General features: G+C 71.3%; 14 protein-coding genes. 5 read left to right on the forward strand and 9 right to left on the reverse strand.

The genetic code is table 11. The features are described 5' to 3' along the window. Positions 1-35: 35 nt before the first annotated feature. Genes IOD14_RS11235 through IOD14_RS11255 form a run of 5 tightly spaced genes read right to left on the reverse strand, consistent with a single transcriptional unit; the run spans position 36 to position 5,419 of the window. Positions 36-629, reverse strand: a complete 594-nt coding sequence (locus IOD14_RS11235) for an ATP/GTP-binding protein (RefSeq protein WP_123992257.1) — start codon at positions 627-629, stop codon at positions 36-38. After that, positions 616-975, reverse strand: coding sequence for a DUF742 domain-containing protein (locus IOD14_RS11240; RefSeq protein WP_123992258.1), 360 nt, complete (start codon positions 973-975; stop codon positions 616-618). Before IOD14_RS11240 ends, IOD14_RS11235 begins: the two co-directional genes overlap by 14 nt. Position 976: 1 nt before the next feature. Beyond that, a complete protein-coding gene (locus IOD14_RS11245) occupies positions 977-1,399 on the reverse strand; it encodes a roadblock/LC7 domain-containing protein (RefSeq protein WP_030313681.1) in 423 nt (140 codons plus the stop codon). Positions 1,400-1,409: 10 nt separating this feature from the next. Then, complete coding sequence (locus tag IOD14_RS11250) at positions 1,410-4,349, reverse strand: nitrate- and nitrite sensing domain-containing protein (protein ID WP_249125896.1); 2,940 nt, start codon at positions 4,347-4,349, stop codon at positions 1,410-1,412. Positions 4,350-4,408: 59 nt separating this feature from the next. Next, positions 4,409-5,419: a substrate-binding domain-containing protein gene (locus IOD14_RS11255; protein WP_123992260.1), complete on the reverse strand. Its 1,011-nt coding sequence runs from the start codon at positions 5,417-5,419 to the stop codon at positions 4,409-4,411. A gap of 398 nt (positions 5,420-5,817) precedes the next feature. Here IOD14_RS11255 and IOD14_RS11260 point away from each other — a divergent pair, with 398 nt between their 5' ends. Then, the gene (locus IOD14_RS11260) at positions 5,818-6,549 is read left to right on the forward strand and encodes a peptidase E (protein ID WP_212670166.1); all 732 of its coding nucleotides are present in this window, start codon (positions 5,818-5,820) and stop codon (positions 6,547-6,549) included. A gap of 73 nt (positions 6,550-6,622) precedes the next feature. On the opposite strand, the gene IOD14_RS11265 is transcribed toward IOD14_RS11260, so the two are convergent. Together IOD14_RS11265 and IOD14_RS11270 are read right to left on the reverse strand one after the other, a co-directional pair. Next, on the reverse strand, positions 6,623-7,162 hold the full coding sequence (locus tag IOD14_RS11265; protein WP_212670167.1) for a DUF6114 domain-containing protein: 540 nt from the start codon (positions 7,160-7,162) through the stop codon (positions 6,623-6,625). Beyond that, on the reverse strand, positions 7,162-7,827 hold the full coding sequence (locus IOD14_RS11270) for a DUF6230 family protein (protein WP_123992263.1): 666 nt from the start codon (positions 7,825-7,827) through the stop codon (positions 7,162-7,164). Before IOD14_RS11270 ends, IOD14_RS11265 begins: the two co-directional genes overlap by 1 nt. Positions 7,828-8,491: 664 nt before the next feature. Here IOD14_RS11270 and IOD14_RS11275 point away from each other — a divergent pair. Beyond that, complete coding sequence (locus IOD14_RS11275; protein WP_174269265.1) at positions 8,492-9,154, forward strand: Tat pathway signal sequence domain protein; 663 nt, start codon at positions 8,492-8,494, stop codon at positions 9,152-9,154. A gap of 18 nt (positions 9,155-9,172) precedes the next feature. Here the strand turns inward: IOD14_RS11275 and IOD14_RS11280 are convergent, their stop codons facing one another. After that, entirely contained in the window at positions 9,173-10,108 is a 936-nt protein-coding gene (locus tag IOD14_RS11280; RefSeq protein ID WP_123992264.1) for a lytic polysaccharide monooxygenase, read from the reverse strand. Between the two features lie 411 nt (positions 10,109-10,519). On the opposite strand from IOD14_RS11280, the gene IOD14_RS11285 reads away from it, so the two are divergent. Continuing rightward, positions 10,520-12,304 carry a S8 family serine peptidase gene (locus IOD14_RS11285; protein WP_123992265.1) on the forward strand — a complete coding sequence of 595 codons (1,785 nt, stop codon included), beginning with the start codon at positions 10,520-10,522 and terminating at the stop codon, positions 12,302-12,304. Between the two features lie 261 nt (positions 12,305-12,565). On the opposite strand, the gene IOD14_RS11290 is transcribed toward IOD14_RS11285, so the two are convergent. Beyond that, complete coding sequence (locus tag IOD14_RS11290) at positions 12,566-13,228, reverse strand: ScbR family autoregulator-binding transcription factor (protein WP_123992266.1); 663 nt, start codon at positions 13,226-13,228, stop codon at positions 12,566-12,568. Between the two features lie 146 nt (positions 13,229-13,374). Here IOD14_RS11290 and IOD14_RS11295 point away from each other — a divergent pair, with 146 nt between their 5' ends. Then, positions 13,375-14,316, forward strand: a complete 942-nt coding sequence (locus IOD14_RS11295; RefSeq protein WP_212670168.1) for a ScbA/BarX family gamma-butyrolactone biosynthesis protein — start codon at positions 13,375-13,377, stop codon at positions 14,314-14,316. 70 nt (positions 14,317-14,386) lie between these two features. Continuing rightward, positions 14,387-15,034, forward strand: coding sequence for a ScbR family autoregulator-binding transcription factor (locus IOD14_RS11300; protein WP_212670169.1), 648 nt, complete (start codon positions 14,387-14,389; stop codon positions 15,032-15,034). Positions 15,035-15,053: the final 19 nt, after the last annotated feature.

Genomic DNA, 15,053 nt, shown 5'->3' on the forward strand with positions numbered 1-15,053 from the left:
GACGCGTGACGGCGGATCCCGACGAGCGACGGCGGCTAGTCGACCGCGGCGGCGATCAGCAGGTCCAGGAGGGTGATCAGCACGTCCCGGGACGACTCCCGCCGCCGTGCGTCGCACAGCACCACCGGCACGTCCGCCGGGAGGGCGAGGGACTCCCTGATGTCCTCGGCCGGGTACGGGTGCCGGCCGTCGAAGCCGTTGACCGCCACGACGAAGGGGATGCGCCGGCGCTCGAAGAAGTCCACCGCGGCGAAGCTCGACTCCGGGCGGCGGACGTCCAGGAGGACGACGGCCCCCAGAGCGCCGACGGCGAGGTCGTTCCACATGAACCAGAACCGCTGCTGGCCCGGGGTGCCGAAGAGGTACAGCACCAGTTCGTCGCTGATGGTGATGCGGCCGAAGTCCATGGCCACGGTGGTGGCCCGCTTCTCCTCGATCCCGGCGAGGTCGTCCACTCCCAGGCCCGCGACGGTGAGGGGTTCCTCCGTGCGCAGCGGGGTGATCTCGCTGACCGACCCGACCATGGTGGTCTTGCCGACGCCGAAGCCCCCGGCGATCAGGATCTTGACGGTGTCGGGTGCGGCCGGAGTGCCGGTTGTCCCGGTGGCGAGCGTGTCAGAGCCGGCCAAGGCCTTCCCTCACTTTCTGCAACAGGTCCAGGTCCGGAGTGCGGGGCGAGACGGGGCGCGGCGGGTGCGCGGTGATCAGGCCCGCCTCCAGCAGGTCGCACAGCATGATCACGACCACGCTGACCGGGAGGTCCAGCAGCGCGGCCAGCTCCGCCACGGCGACCGGGCGGGCGCACCGGCGCAGGATGCGGGACTGCTCGGCCTGCGGGCGGGGAGCCTGCTCCGGCGGCGGGTCCACCGCGGTCACCGTCGTGATGAGGGTGAAGTCGGCGCGACTGGGTCTGGTCCGTCCACCGGTCAGGGCGAACGGTCGCACCAGCCGGCCCGACGCGTCACTGTCGGTCACCTCACCCGCCGGTGGGGCCGATGCCGGCCCGTGGTGCCGCGCTGAGGTGCTCGCCGATCTTCTTCACCAGCATGTTCATCTGGTACGCGACGACACCGACGTCGGCGTTCGGTCCGGTGAGGACGACGAGATGGGCGCCGGGCCCCGCGGAGGTGAGGATCAGGAAGCTGTTGGCCATCTCGATGAGGGCCTGGCGCACCGGGCCGCCGCGGAAGTCCATGCTGACGCCCTTGCTCAGGCTCATCAGACCGGACGCGGTCGCCGCCAGCCGCTCGGCGTCGTCGCGCAGGAACCCGGTGGACTTGCTGACGACCAGCCCGTCCTCCGAGAGCACGACAGCCTGCGTCACGTCGGCGACCCGCTCCACGAGTCCGGTGAGCAGTTGGTCCAGCTGGGTGTGCGTGGCGGGGGTGGGGCGTGTCATGGGGTGTCCTTCACGAGCGATCGGTATGCGGAGTACGGGCGGCGACGGCCACGTCGGGCGGCGGACCATCGGGGAGGACCTCTTCGGCGTGGAGCGGGGTTTGCGCGCCGGGGGTGGTCGGGGGGCCGGGGGAGGGGGTGCGGTCTGCCGGTGCCGTGTCCTCGGGTGCCGTGTCCTCGGGGGTGCCGTGCGGGTCGGGGGTGCCGTGCGGGTCGGCCCCGGGGGAGGGCGCCTCTTTCGGTTCGTCCGCCGGTCCGGCCCCCGCCGTCAGGTCCTCCGGGGTGCCCGAGAGGTCGTCCTCGTCCCGGGCGCGGAGCGTCCCGCGCTGGAATCCGGCGAGCGAGGAGGCAGCGTGGTCGGCGGTGAACTCGTCGGCGCCCTCTTCCTCACAGGCAGCCGGGGCGTCCTCCCGCAGCTCGACCGCCAGACTGGTCTGCGGCACCCGCCGGGGGAGCGGCGCAAGCCCGCCCGGACGGTCGGCGGAACCCCCGGCGCCCGCAGAGCCGTCTGCCGGATCGCCCGAACCGGCGGTGCCCGCGGAGCCGTCTGCCGGATCGCCCGAACCGGCGGTGCCCGCGGAGCCGTCTGCCGGATCGCCCGAACCGGCGGTGCCCGCGGAGCCGTCTGCCGGATCGCCCGACTTCTCGGCCTCCACGGTGGCAGCCGGATCGCCCGACTTCCCGGCCTCCACGGCGGCAGCAGGGGCACCCGAACTCCCCACGCCCGCCGAGCCTGCCGCGTCCCCGGAAGCCGCAGTGGGGCCCGTGATTGCGGCCGGGTCGCCGGTGTCCGGGACGTCTTCCGTGCCCTCGGCGCCGTCGGCCTCCACGGCTCCCGGCACGCGGCCCGCAGCGGCCGGGCCCTCGGCGTCACCGTCCGCGTACCCCGAGCCGACCGGGGCTCCGGCGCCGCTCTCCGCGTGCCCCGCGCCCACCAGGGCTCCGCCGCCGCTCTCCGTACGTCCTCCCCGCGTCGCGGCTCCCAGCTCCAGAGCCGTCGGTCCGGGCAGGGTCTTCGGTTCGTCCTCCTCCCGTACGACGATCTCGTGCGGGATCAGCACGATCGCCGTCGTTCCGCCGTACGGCGAGGCGCGCAGGGTCACCTGGATGCCGTGCCGGTTGGCGAGGCGGGCGATGACGAACATGCCGAGGCGGAGATCGTCGGCGAGCGCGACCACGTCGAACTTGGGCTCCTCGGCCAGCTGGGCGTTGAAGGCGGTGTACTCGTCCTCCGACATGCCGAGGCCCCGGTCCTCGACCTCGACGGCCAGGCCCTTGCCGACCAGCGCGGCCCGCACCCCGACGGGACTCGGTGCCGGCGAGTACAGCGTCGCGTTCTCGATCAGTTCGGCCAGCAGGTGGATCACGTCCGCCACCGCGGGCGGGGCCAGACAGACCTCCTCCTCCGTGTGCACCTGCACCCGTTGGTACTCGGCGACCTCACCCACCGCACTGTGCAGGATGTCGATCAGCGCGACCGGTTCGGTCCAGCTGCGCCGCGGCTGCCCGCCGCTGATGATGACCAGGTTCTCCTCGTACCGCCGCAACTGGCTGGCCGTGGAGTCGAGTTCGTACAGCCCCGACAGCACGTCCGGGTCCTGGTGCTCGCGCTCCAGCGTGTCCAGCCGGCTGAGCTGGAGGTTGACCAGGTTCTGGCTCTGCCGGGCGATCCCGAGGATCACCTTCTGGAACCCCCGCCGGGTGTCGGCGAGTTCGACGGCGGTCACCACGGCCGTCCGCTGTGCCGCGTTGAACGCCTTGGCCACCTGCCCGAGTTCGTCCGAGCCGTAGTCCAGCTCGGGCGCGGCCCGGTCCACGTCGACCTTCTCGCCGCGTTCCAGCCGGGCCACCACGTCCGGCAGCCGCTCCTGGGCCAGACCCAGCGTGGCCTCGCGCAGGCCGCGCAGCCGCCGGGACAGCGAGCGGGTGATCCGCCAGGACATCACGAGACAGATCAGCAGCGCGATCAGCCCGCCCGCGCTGAGCGAGGCCGCCGTCAGCAGCTGCTCGTGCGCCTTGTCCGCGCTCCGGTTCAGCAGCGCGGAGGTCTGCTGCCGGATCAGGGCGGTGTAACTGACGGAGACCCGCTCCATCGCGGCCGTCCACCGCTTCCCCGCGTCCGGCAGGGCCACCCGCCCCGTGCCGTCGGCGGGCCGCGCGGCGAGGACCTGGTCCTCGACCGCCGTCAGCGTGCGCCAGTCCGCGCTCGTCAGGATCCGCTCGGTCTGTGTCTTCGCGCTGCCGCTGAGCGCGGGCACGATCTGGTCCTCGACGAGCCACCGGCGCGTGTTCACCAGCTGGACGAACTGCTCCCAGGCGTTCTCGTCGAGATGACCGGACGGCCAGGCCAGGGTGAGCGCCACGTCCTCCTGCGAGGTCAGCTCCGCCGCGTGTTCGAGCGCGACGAGCGGCCCGGCCTGAGAGGTGAGGTCGCCGTCGTCGACCTGCGAGAGCTGCTGGAAGGCGTGGATCTGGTCATCGATGATCGACGTGTACTGGTCGAGGGCCTGCTGGGCGGTGATGTCGGTGGGGCGGTCCACCTGGTCGCGGTAGTACTCCAGGCTGCCCACCGAGCCGAGGACCGAGTACAGCTGGTCGGCGACGCGCGAGGGCGCCCGCTGGATCTCGTCGGACTGCCGCACCAGCTTGGCGACCGCCGCGTCCGTGGCCGCGCGCTTCTCGTCCAGGGCGGCCCGGGAACCGGGCACCTCGGCCAACCAGGCGGCGGACACCGCGCGTTCCCCCTGCAGCGCGAGCGTGGCCTCGGTACCCATCGCACCGGTCGACCTGCTCAGCTCGGTCTGCGAGCGCAGCCGTAGGCCTTCCGAGAACAACTGGCTGGTCGTCACGGCCCACATCGCGGTGAGCGTGACGCTCGGCACCAGCGCCAGCATGATGAGGGAGAGACGTATGGAGCCGAGGCGGCGCCGGGCACCTTTCCGGTCGGGCATGGTCGTCCTTGGGCGGTCAGGGAGAACGGGGTGGGCCGTTCCGGGGGTCACAGGGGAGGTCACCGGGTGCCGGCGGCGGCGAACTTCGCGACCGAGGCGACGTTCGTCCGGGTGACGAACGCGGGACCGGTGAGCACGGGAGCCACGCCGCCCCCGCTGATGTTGCCGTTGGTCCTGTACAGCCACAGCGAGTCCACCGCGAGGTAGCCCTGCAGATACGGCTGCTGGTCCACCGCGAACTGCACGCTTCCGGAGCGGATCGCCTTGACCAGGTCGTCGTTGAGATCGAAGGTGGCGACCCGGGCCCTGCTGCCGGCGGCCTGCACCGAGTCCACGGCGTCCAGCGCGAACTGCGCGCCGAGGGTGACGACTTCGTCGATGTCGGAGTCCTGCCGCAGCCTGGCGGTGAGGACCGCGTCCACGGCCTCGGGGTCGGTGCCCTCCACGTACAGGTTCTCGGTCTCGCCGCCGAACGTCTTCTTCACGCCGGCGCAGCGCGCCTCCAGGGCCACGTTGCCCCGTTCGTGGATGACGCACAGGGCGTGCTTGACCTTCAGGCCGTTCAGCTTGTTCCCGACGGCCGCGCCTGCCACGATCTCGTCCTGGCCGAAGTACTGCAGCACCCCCTGCGACTTCCAGGCGTCGATACCGGAGTTGAGGCCCACCACCGGGATGCCCGCCGCCCGCGCCGCGGCCACCGGTGCCTTCATCGCGGCGGGCTTGGCCAGGGTCACCGCGATGCCGTCGACCCGGTCGCCGATCGCGTCGCGCACCAGCTGGGCCTGGCCCGTCGAGTCGGGGTCGTTCGCGTACGTCAGCTCGACACCGTCCTTGGCGGCGGCGGCCTCGGCGCCCTTGCGCACCCGCTCCCAGAAGGCGTCGTCCTTGCCGGCATGGGTGATCAGGGCGATCCTCAGCCCTGCGGCGCCCGCCCGCTCCGCCGTGCCCGTGTCGAGCCGGGAGTCGTCACCGGCGCCCGAGCAGCCGGCGAGCAGCAGGAGGACGACGGAGGTGAAGGCGGCCACGCGCAGGGATCTCGAGGAAGTCCGAGGTGGGGGAGGAGTGTTCATGGGTGCGGCACCTCGCTGTGCGGCCTAGCAGGCGGAACGCGAAAGGGTGGCCGGAACGCGGGCGCGTCGGCCGGGTGACTTTCACTGGCCAGGAGCCAACCGCGTGTGACCGCCGGTAGTCAAGTGATCAGCCCCTTGTAGTGGCTTCTCGGTTCCGCATCGTAATGATCTTCACGTCAGCACGCACAGGGAGGTGGCGGTAGCGGGGTTGCGTTCGCGAGGGTCCGCACCGAGACGTCCGGCACCGAGGCGATCCGGCACCGAGACGTCCGGCACCGAGACGTCCGGCACCGAGGCGATCCGGCTGAACGGCGCCCGCCCCGTCGAGCATGCTCCCGTCCCCGTCCCCGTCCCCGTTCCCGTCCCTCCCCGCCGGGCCGCTGACTATGATCACGGGAATGGCCTCACAACCGACGATCGTCGCCACCTCGGGAGGGCACCGCACCGGCGGTCGCACCATGGTGTCGTTCCACGCACTGGTGCACCACGCCGTCGAGCTCTCCGGCGCCCACGGCCGCAGGCCGCGCGTGATGTACGTCGGCACGGCCATCGGGGACGCCGAGCACTTCACGGCACGTATGCACGAGGCGGCCCGGGTGGCCGGCTTCGATCTCACACCGCTCCAGCTGTTCCCCATGCCCAACCTGGACGACGTCGAGGGCACCGTCCTGGAGCAGGACGTGGTGTGGGTCATGGGCGGCTCGGTGGCGAACCTGCTCGCCGTGTGGCGGGTGCACGGCCTCGACCGGATCATGCGCCGGGCCTGGGAGTCCGGCGTGGTGCTCAGCGGGGTCAGCGCGGGTTCCCTGTGCTGGTTCCAGGGCGGCACCACGGACTCGTACGGCCCCGAACTCAGGCCGCTGACCGACGCGTTGGGCTTTCTGCCGTACGGCAACGGGGTGCACTACGACAGCGACCCGGGCCGTCGCCCCCTGATCCACCGGCTCGTCGCGGACGGCACCCTGCCCGCCACCCACTGCACGGACGACGGCGTCGGGCTGGTCTACCGCGGCACCGAACTCGTCGAGGCCGTGACCGAGGTCCCCGGAAAGGGCGCCTACGTCGTCACGCGCGACGGCGACACGGCGGTCGAGGAACGCGTCGAACCGCGCAGGCTGCCCGGCGTGTGACGGGCGGCCTGCGCGCGGAGCCCCGGGAGGGCGGATGCGCGAGCCGGTTGCGGGAACGGCCCGCGCATCCGGGTCACTGTGCGGTCTGCGGGGTACCTGCGGCCATGTGGGCCTGAGCCGTGTCGGTACCGGTCGGTCCCGTCTCGGTCGCCGGGCCGTCGTGCGGCGCCTGCTGTGCCGGCCCGCGCCGCTCGCGACGGCTCACCCGCGGCTCCTGGTCGGGCAGCCAGCCGAAGGTGAGGATGCTGCCCACGACCCCGAGCAGGAGGCCGACCATGAAGCCGCCCAGGTTCGAGGTGAGCCAGGTGCCCATCGAGCACAGGACGCCGACGATCGAGTAGAACAGACGCTGCGCCGGACTGAAGAGGGTCAGCAGACCCACCAGGATCATCATGGTCGGCAGGAGGTAGCCCGCCACTCCCTGCATCCCGACGTGCATGACGACCTTGATCGAGGCCTTCATGGTGAGCAGGATCCAGGCCCCGCCCAGCGTGAGCCACAGTCCGCCGAAGAAGGGGCGCCCGTTCACCCAGCGGGTGAACGCGTCCTGGCCGGCCACAGACAGCTGCCCGTCCTGAGGCTCGTGCCCGCTCGCCGGCTCCTGGCTCGCCATCAGCAACCCTTGTCGCTGAAGCTGAGCTTGAGGCCGGGAAGCTTGAACACACCTGCCGTGGTCGCGTAGTTGGTCTGTCGCAGGTCACCGATGTGCACGGTGTCGGCCTGCTGGCTGAACACGCCGATGGGACCCTTCACACCCGCCTTGGTGAGGGTGCTGGCGTCGTTGCCGATCTCGATGTTGTCGAAGGAGGCGTTACCGGTGAGCTCGGTCGAGTCCGTGGTCAGGTCGGTCGCCTCGACCTTGTCCTTCCCCTGGCCCGCCTTGATGAGCAGGTTGGTGCCGCCCAGGTCGACGCTCTGGCACAGCTTGCTGAGCGTCGCCTTCTTGATGGCGGAGGTCACGACCAGCACCTGACCACCGCTGTCGCCGGCGTTCGGGCTGTTCTCCGCCATGTTGTCGAGGCCGCCGAACTGCTCGAACCCGGTGCCGTCGAGGTTCTCCGCGGTGACGGTGAAGGGCATGCCGGAGATGGCGAACTGGACGCCCAGAGCACCCTCGGCGGTCATGATCGCGAGACCCGCGGTGATCGCGACGGCCGGCACGGCCATGATCGCGGCCCGGCGACCCCGGACCCGCCCGCGTCTGGCGGGGGTGTCGGGGGCTTCGGGTGCGGAACCGCTTTCGGGGGTCTCGGAGGTGGTGCCGACGGACGAGGCCATGTGCTGCTCCCAGGGGCATAGTCAACGCAAGTGGGGCTCACGTGCGGTGTTACGGCTTCAGTGGCTTGGTGTCCTGGCGCGGACATCGGCTGCGGCGCACGTGTTCTTCCAACCCCCGGCGGCTGCAAGGGCTTTCCCGTACTCCGCAGTAATGCCACGGAAGTTACCGGCGGTTACGCTCATGGGTCAAGCAAGTTGTGAGTAAAGGGTGTTGATTATGTGCCACCTGTGATCCACAACGTCCCTGCCACCTGAAAAAAGAGTCGATCGATGATCAACTCCCCTTCTGCACCTTGACGTTGACGGATGATCAGGTCTACAACTCTCCCTGGCTTCCCCCGGATCCGTGGCGCCGGATCCAAGTTGTCGGGCGGCACCTGCCCACGTTTCCCGGACCATCTGTCCAGCACGGGCTCCGCACCGCCCGAGTCCGACCCTCCACGGCACCCGAACCGGCCGCTTCCCCCCTGGGCCGTGCCGGGCTCGCCACCTCTCGCCCGGCCCGGCCGGAGCCCTCCCCCATGGGGCGCCCGGTCGCCGCCGGCCGGATGCCGTTGCCGGTCCGTCACGTACGGAGAAGGCGTGACGGGTCGGCAACGGCGGACGCCGACGCGCGTCCGCGCCCCCCACACCCACCCTCACCTCAGGAAAGAGGCAACCCCGCATGCGTATGCGTTCTCTGCTCTCCCTCACCGCCGCTGCCGCCGCCTTCGCGCTTCCCGTGGCCGTCGCCGCGTCCGCCCCCGCCGCGGCGGCCGACGTCGCGGTCCTCACCACCGGCTCGGTCGGCGGCCCCAACGTCGCCGAGGGCTCGACCATCAGCGCGTCCCTGGCGAGCGGCACCACCGCGACCCTCTACTCCAGCGCGACGGGCACGAGCGGCATCACCTGCTCGGCCTCCACGTTCACCGCCACGGTCGGCAGCAACCCCACCGCGCCGGGCACCGCCACCGAGTCCCTGACCGGGCAGACCTTCAGCAGCTGCACCTCCAACGTGGTCGGTGTCCTCGGCGTCACCAGCATCACGGTGAACAACCTGCCGTACACCACCGCCGTGTCCTCCGACGGTTCCGTCGCCGTGACCCCGGCGAGCGGTTCCGCCATCCAGACCACCGTCGTGCTGCGCACCCTGCTGGGCAGCGTCAGCTGTGTCTACCAGGCGGCGTCCGGCCTGTCCGGCACGGCCGACAACACCGACAACAGCATCAAGTTCGCCAACCAGCAGTTCAGCCGGACGTCCGGTTCCTCGCTGTGCCCCGCCAGCGGGTTCTGGACCGCGAAGTACAGCCCGGTGACCGCTGACGGCCAGCCGGTCTACGTCAACTGAACCTCGTAGCAACGTAGTTCAGCGTCGACGCAGACGAAGCGCCAGGGCGGCGCCGCCGGTGAGTACCAACACCCCGGCGGCGCCGCCCGCCAGCATGGGCGCGGAGGGTCCGGAGCCGGGATCGGCGTCGGCGGCCACCGGAGTGGAGTCGGGAACGGCCGCGGCCGCCGAACGGGCCACGGAAGGTGCCGGCGTGGCAACGGCGGCCGGCGTGGTCGGCGCCGGACTCGTCGCGGGCTCTTTCTTCGCACTCTTCGACGGCGTCGGGGAGGCCCCTGCACCCGCCGCGGCACCCTTGTCCTCGGCCGCCGCCGGGAACACCACGTCCGAGCACGAGTAGTACGTGTCCGCGGTACTGGTGTTCTGCCAGATCGTGTACAGCACCTGCCGGCCCGTGCGGTCCTTCGGCAGCGTCATCCTGATCCGGTACGCGCCGTCCGTCAGCGCCGGGTCCTTCACCTGGGCGAACGGCTGCTCCGGAAGATCGGACCACTTCAGCGGCTTCGACGGGTCGTAGCCGGGCTCGGTGAGGTACATGCGGAACGTCCCGGTGTGCGGGATCGTCGAGACGTACTTCATGGTCAGGGTCGCGCCGGGAGACAGGCGCGTGGCCGGCCAGTCGGAGCGGGCCAGGTCGAGGCCCTGGTAGGCGGGCAGGCCGCCGCTGCACAGCTTTCCGTCGGGGATCGTCTGCCGGTCCCGGCCGTTGACGTTCGCGACCCGCAGGTTGTCCCACGCGGTGAAGGCGGAGCCGTTCGCCGCGACGGCCGCCCGGCACGCGGTGGTGCCCGTGGAGTCGCCGTCGGGGGAGCAGGCGAAGACCCGGCTGACCGGATCTGTGGGGGCCCCGTGGGCCTGCGCGGGCGCCGCCGCGAACACGGTCAGCAGGAACGGGCTCAGGGCGGCGAGCGCCGCACTCGTACGACGGGCGGTTGTCCAGGGCATCCGGGCCATCCGGAACGCCTCCTCGGGCGGCGCGGGAACGACGGGCTTCCGTGCAGTACGGGGCAGCAGCCGCCCGCGTTCACCGGCGCGCCGGGTCGTTCGCCCGGAAGCCGGCTCCGTTCGCCCGCGAGCGGACGTCGTTCGCCCGCGTTCAGACGCGGGCAAAGCGGCCATCCGCGGTCAACCGGCCATCGCAGAGGGTGGGTTCCCGGCCGGGTCAAGGGTTTCCCCTGTATCCGCATGACCTTCTCTTTGCCTATCGTTCGACCACAGCTGACTCCCAGGTAACCCCGAACGGGTCACGCTCTCCCCCTCCGGCCGGCCGCCGCGCTCTTGGCTTCACCCCCCCCGCCGCTTCATCGACGAAGCGATCGACTGCCGCTCCGCGCTGCCCGGAGCACGGCTACGAAAGGCAAGCCCTTGCGTACCTCCCCCTCCCTCCGGCGGAAGCTGATATCCGCCGCCGCCGTCTCCGCGGCCCTGCTCTCCGTCGGCACGGCCTCCGTCGCCGCCGCCCAGGACGCCCCCGTCCAGCAGGCCGCCGTCCCGGCCGCGCTCACCGAGGCGGCTCCCGGCGTCCAGGCCGAGCGCCTCATCGTCGGCTACAAGTCCGGCGCCGCCGAGGCCACGTCGAACAAGGCCGCCGAGGCCGACGCCGCCGCCAAGGACGCCGACTTCCAGCGCAGACTCGGCACCGGTGCCGCCCTCGTCGACCTGGGCGCGGACCCCAGCAAGGCCGAAGTCGCCGACGCCGTGGCCGAGTTCAAGGCCGACCCGCAGGTCGCCTACGTCGTGCCGGACCGCCTCAACAAGCCGCAGGCCGACCCGAACGACACCGAGTACGCCAAGCAGTGGGACCTGTTCGAGTCCACGGCCGGCATGAACGTGCCGGCGGCCTGGCCGACGTCGACCGGCACCGGGGTCACCGTCGCCGTCATCGACACCGGTTACGTCACCCACTCGGACCTCGCGGCGAACATCGTCGGCGGCTACGACTTCATCTCCGACACCGCGGTCTCCGTCGACGGCAACGGCCGCGACAGCAACCCGGCCGACCCGGGCGACTACTACGCGGCCAACGAGTGCGGCTCGGGCATCCCGGCCTCCAGCTCCTCCTGGCACGGCACGCACGTCGCCGGCACCATCGCCGCGGTCACCAACAACAGCAAGGGTGTCGCGGGCATCGCATACGGCGCGAAGATCTCCCCGGTGCGCGTCCTCGGCAAGTGCGGCGGCTACGACTCCGACATCATCGACGCCATCACCTGGGCGTCCGGCGGCACCGTCTCCGGCGTGCCCGCCAACACCAACGTCGCCAAGGTCATCAACATGAGCCTCGGCGGCGACGGCGCCTGCACCTCGGCGACCCAGACCGCCATCAACAATGCCGTCGGCCGCGGTACGACCGTCGTCGTGGCCGCGGGCAACGACAACGAGAACGTCTCCGGCCACTCCCCGGGCAACTGCAACAACATCATCTCGGTCGCCGCCACCAACCGCTCCGGCGCCAAGGCCTCGTACTCCAACTACGGCTCGCTGGTGGACATCTCGGCGCCGGGCGGCCAGACCAGCACCGGCACCGCCAACGGCATCCTGTCCACGCTCAACTCCGGTGCGTCCACGCCCTCTTCGGAGTCGTACGCCTACTACCAGGGCACCAGCATGGCCACCCCGCACATCGCGGGCCTGGTCGCGCTGGTGAAGTCGGCGAACCCCTCGCTGACCCCGGCGCAGATCGAGACCGCCATCAAGAACAACGCCCGTCCGCTGCCGGGCGCCTGCTCGGGCGGCTGCGGCGCGGGCCTCGCGGACGCGGCGAAGACCGTGGCGGCCGTGAGCGGCGGCGGTACGACGACGGGGACGACCTTCTCCAGCACCACCGCCGTCGCCGTCCCGGACAACGGCTCCGCGATCGAGTCCTCCATCGCCGTCAGCGGCCGCAGCGGCAACGCCCCCTCGACCCTGCAGGTCGGCGTCGACATCACCCACACCTACCGCGGTGACCTGGTGATCGGCCTCGTCGCCCCGGACGGCACGGTGTACAGCCTGAAGGCGGCGAGTTCCTCGGACTCCGCGGACAACGTCAACACCACCTACACCGTCAATGCCTCCTCCGAGACGGCCAACGGCACCTGGAAGCTGCGCGTCCAGGACACGGCCGCCCAGGACACGGGCACGCTCAACAGCTGGAAGCTCACCTTCTGAGCGACCTTCCCCCGACGAGGTGGGCCGGCCGGTGCGGATGGGGCACCGACCGGCCCACCTCACTCGGCATCCGCCGCACCGGCCCACCTCATTCGGCACCCGTCGTACCGGCCGCCTCGTGCGGCATCCGTAGTACCGGCCGCCTCGTGCGGCACCCGTCACACGGGCCCACCTCGCTCGGCACTCGTCGGAAGGGCCGGCCCGCTCAGCTCCCGTCACACCGGCGCACCGCTCGGCCCCCGTCGCAAGGCCCCGCCCCGATCACGCCTCGGCGCCCACCAGTTCACCGCTCCCGACGGACGCCAGCACCCGTGCCCCGCGGTCGGGGCGGCTGTCGAGGCCGATCAGCAGCCCCGGCACCGCGATGCTCGGCAGCAGATGGGCCCACATCACGGAGATCCGGTGCCCGAGATCCTCCCGTCCGTGCAGCGCCCGTGACATCAGCTGCACCCCGGCGAACGCCCCGACCAGCAGGTCCGCCGTGTCCCGCGGCTCCACCGTGGGCAGCAACTCGCCCTGTTCCCGGGCCTCTTGAAGCATCGCCACCAGATGCTCGCTCCACTGCCGGAACGGCCCCGTGTGATCGACGCCGGGCGGCGCGCACTGATCCACCGTCAGCCGCACGCTCCCCTTCAGCAGCGCGTTGGTCCGCAGCCGCTGCCCGAAGACGAACGTCATGTCGACGATCTCCTGCACCTTGCACGGATGCGGCGGTACGGCACCCAGCGACAACTGCTCGTCGAGCACGGCCTGGGCCAGGGACTCCTTGGAGGGGAAGTGGAAGTACAGGGCGCCTTTGGTGACATCGGCCCGCTCCAGCACCATCGCGATGGTGCTCGCGGCGTACCCGTGCTCGTCGAAGACGGCACCCGCGGCCTCCACGATCGTCCTGCGTGTCCTGATGGCGCGCTCCTGTCTCGCCATAAGAACCCCTCCCATGCGCCGAGTTCGGATCTCGTCCGGTCTCGATCAGGTCACATTGAAAACAGACCGGAATCCCTCGTACTCTATCGCTCACCGACACGGGCACCTCACCGTCCGTCATCGCTTCGGGGGAACGAGGGGGAAACATGCCAGAGTCACGGCGGTTCACGCAGGCCCCGGCCGGGTCAGGGCTCCTGACCGCCACCGTCCCACGTGAGTTCGTGCACCGCGCGGCCGTCGCGGAGATCCTGCTCACCGGCTGGACGCGGGTGCACACCGACGGGCTCGACGCCGACCGGTTCACCATCACCGCCCAGTGGCCGCGCGCCCATCAGTTACACGTGTCCCCTGACCGCTCGGCCTACGAGCCGCTGTTGATTGCAGAAACGGTCCGCCAGTGCGGGGCGCTGCTCGCCCACGCGGCGTACCAGGTTCCGCTCGGTCACCAGTTCGTGTTACAGGAGCTGCGCGTCGACACGCGCCCCGAACACCTGGCCGTCGGCGCGGCCCCCGCCGAGCCCGTCATCGACATCACCGTCACGGAGGTCCGCCGCCGTGCCGGCCGCCCGGCCGCGCTCCGCTACGACGCCGACCTGCGCCTGGGCGGTGAGCGGGTCGCCACCGGCCACATCGCCGTGACCTGGACGAACGAGTCCGTCTACCGCCGACTGCGCGGAGGGCGCACCGCCGACGTCGGTGCCCTGCGGCTGCCGCGACCGCTGCCCCCGCCCTTGCCCGCCGCCGCGGTGGGGCGGGCCCTGAGCGCCGACGTCCTCCTGTCGCCCGCGGGACGCCCCGGCCGCTGGCTGCTCCGGGTCGATACCGCACACCCGGTCTTCTTCGACCACCCGCTGGACCACATCCCCGGCATGCTCCTCCTGGAGGCCGCCCGCCAGGCGGCACGCGCACACAAGGGGATGCCGCCCCGGGTGCCCTTCTCCTTCCATGCCGCCTTCCACCAGTACGCGGAACTCGACCGGCCGGTCCGGATGGAAGTGAGCGAGGAGGGCGGCGCCGACGTACAACTCGTAGCGCTGCAAGGGGAATCCGTGGTCTTCGAGTGCCGGGTGGGTGTCGCCGAAGGGTGAGATATCGTGTACAGGGAGTGAGAAACAAACGGCATGACCCGTTCTTTTCCGTACCAGGAGTGTGCAGTCGATGCCGAGGCAGTTACGCGCTGAACAGACCCGAGCGACGATCATCACCGCCGCCGCCGATCTGTTCGACCGCCGTGGCTTTGAATCGACCAGTCTCAGCGACATCGTCGAGCACGCCCAAGTCACCAAGGGCGCGCTGTACTTCCACTTCGCGGCGAAGGACGACCTCGCCCACGCGATCATGGAGATCCAGTCCCGGGCCTCGCGGCAGGTGGCGGGCGACGTGGACGCCCGGGGGTACACCTCACTGGAGGCACTGGTCCGCATCACCTTCGGGATAGCGCGGCTGTCGGTCGAGGGGCCGGTGCTGCGGGCCGGGCTCCGGCTCGCCACCGGGGGAGTCGCGGTGCGGCCGCCGCTGCGGCATCCGTTCACGGAGTGGCTGGACCTCGCCACGGGGAGACTGCAGGGCGCGGTCAAGGAGTCCGACCTCCATCCGGACACCGACGTGGACGCGGTGGCGCACTCGCTGGTCTGCTTCTTCGTCGGGACCCGGGTCGTGGGACGGCATCTGGAGCCGGTGGGGCGCCAGCCGCGGCGACTCGCCGAGATGTGGCACGTGATGATCCGGGGTCTGGTGCCGGTTCCCCGCCGGGCCCGCTACCTGGCTCTGGTGAGTCAGCTGGAGCAGGAGTCGAGGGGTGCGTGAGAGGTGGCTACAGTCGGCG

It is taken from the genome of Streptomyces sp. A2-16 (assembly GCF_018128905.1).
Classification (GTDB): domain Bacteria; phylum Actinomycetota; class Actinomycetes; order Streptomycetales; family Streptomycetaceae; genus Streptomyces.

What these genes read in the sequence shown, in the direction of transcription:
- IOD14_RS11245 (WP_030313681.1), bottom strand. Translation starts at nt 1,399, where the DNA reads ATGACACGCCCCACCCCCGCCACGCACACCCAGCTGGACCAACTGCTC.
- IOD14_RS11250 (WP_249125896.1), bottom strand. Translation starts at nt 4,349, where the DNA reads ATGCCCGACCGGAAAGGTGCCCGGCGCCGCCTCGGCTCCATACGTCTC.
- IOD14_RS11255 (WP_123992260.1), bottom strand. Translation starts at nt 5,419, where the DNA reads ATGAACACTCCTCCCCCACCTCGGACTTCCTCGAGATCCCTGCGCGTG.
- IOD14_RS11260 (WP_212670166.1), top strand. Translation starts at nt 5,818, where the DNA reads ATGGCCTCACAACCGACGATCGTCGCCACCTCGGGAGGGCACCGCACC.
- IOD14_RS11265 (WP_212670167.1), bottom strand. Translation starts at nt 7,162, where the DNA reads ATGGCGAGCCAGGAGCCGGCGAGCGGGCACGAGCCTCAGGACGGGCAG.
- IOD14_RS11270 (WP_123992263.1), bottom strand. Translation starts at nt 7,827, where the DNA reads ATGGCCTCGTCCGTCGGCACCACCTCCGAGACCCCCGAAAGCGGTTCC.
- IOD14_RS11275 (WP_174269265.1), top strand. Translation starts at nt 8,492, where the DNA reads ATGCGTATGCGTTCTCTGCTCTCCCTCACCGCCGCTGCCGCCGCCTTC.
- IOD14_RS11280 (WP_123992264.1), bottom strand. Translation starts at nt 10,108, where the DNA reads ATGGCCCGGATGCCCTGGACAACCGCCCGTCGTACGAGTGCGGCGCTC.
- IOD14_RS11290 (WP_123992266.1), bottom strand. Translation starts at nt 13,228, where the DNA reads ATGGCGAGACAGGAGCGCGCCATCAGGACACGCAGGACGATCGTGGAG.
- IOD14_RS11295 (WP_212670168.1), top strand. Translation starts at nt 13,375, where the DNA reads ATGCCAGAGTCACGGCGGTTCACGCAGGCCCCGGCCGGGTCAGGGCTC.
- IOD14_RS11300 (WP_212670169.1), top strand. Translation starts at nt 14,387, where the DNA reads ATGCCGAGGCAGTTACGCGCTGAACAGACCCGAGCGACGATCATCACC.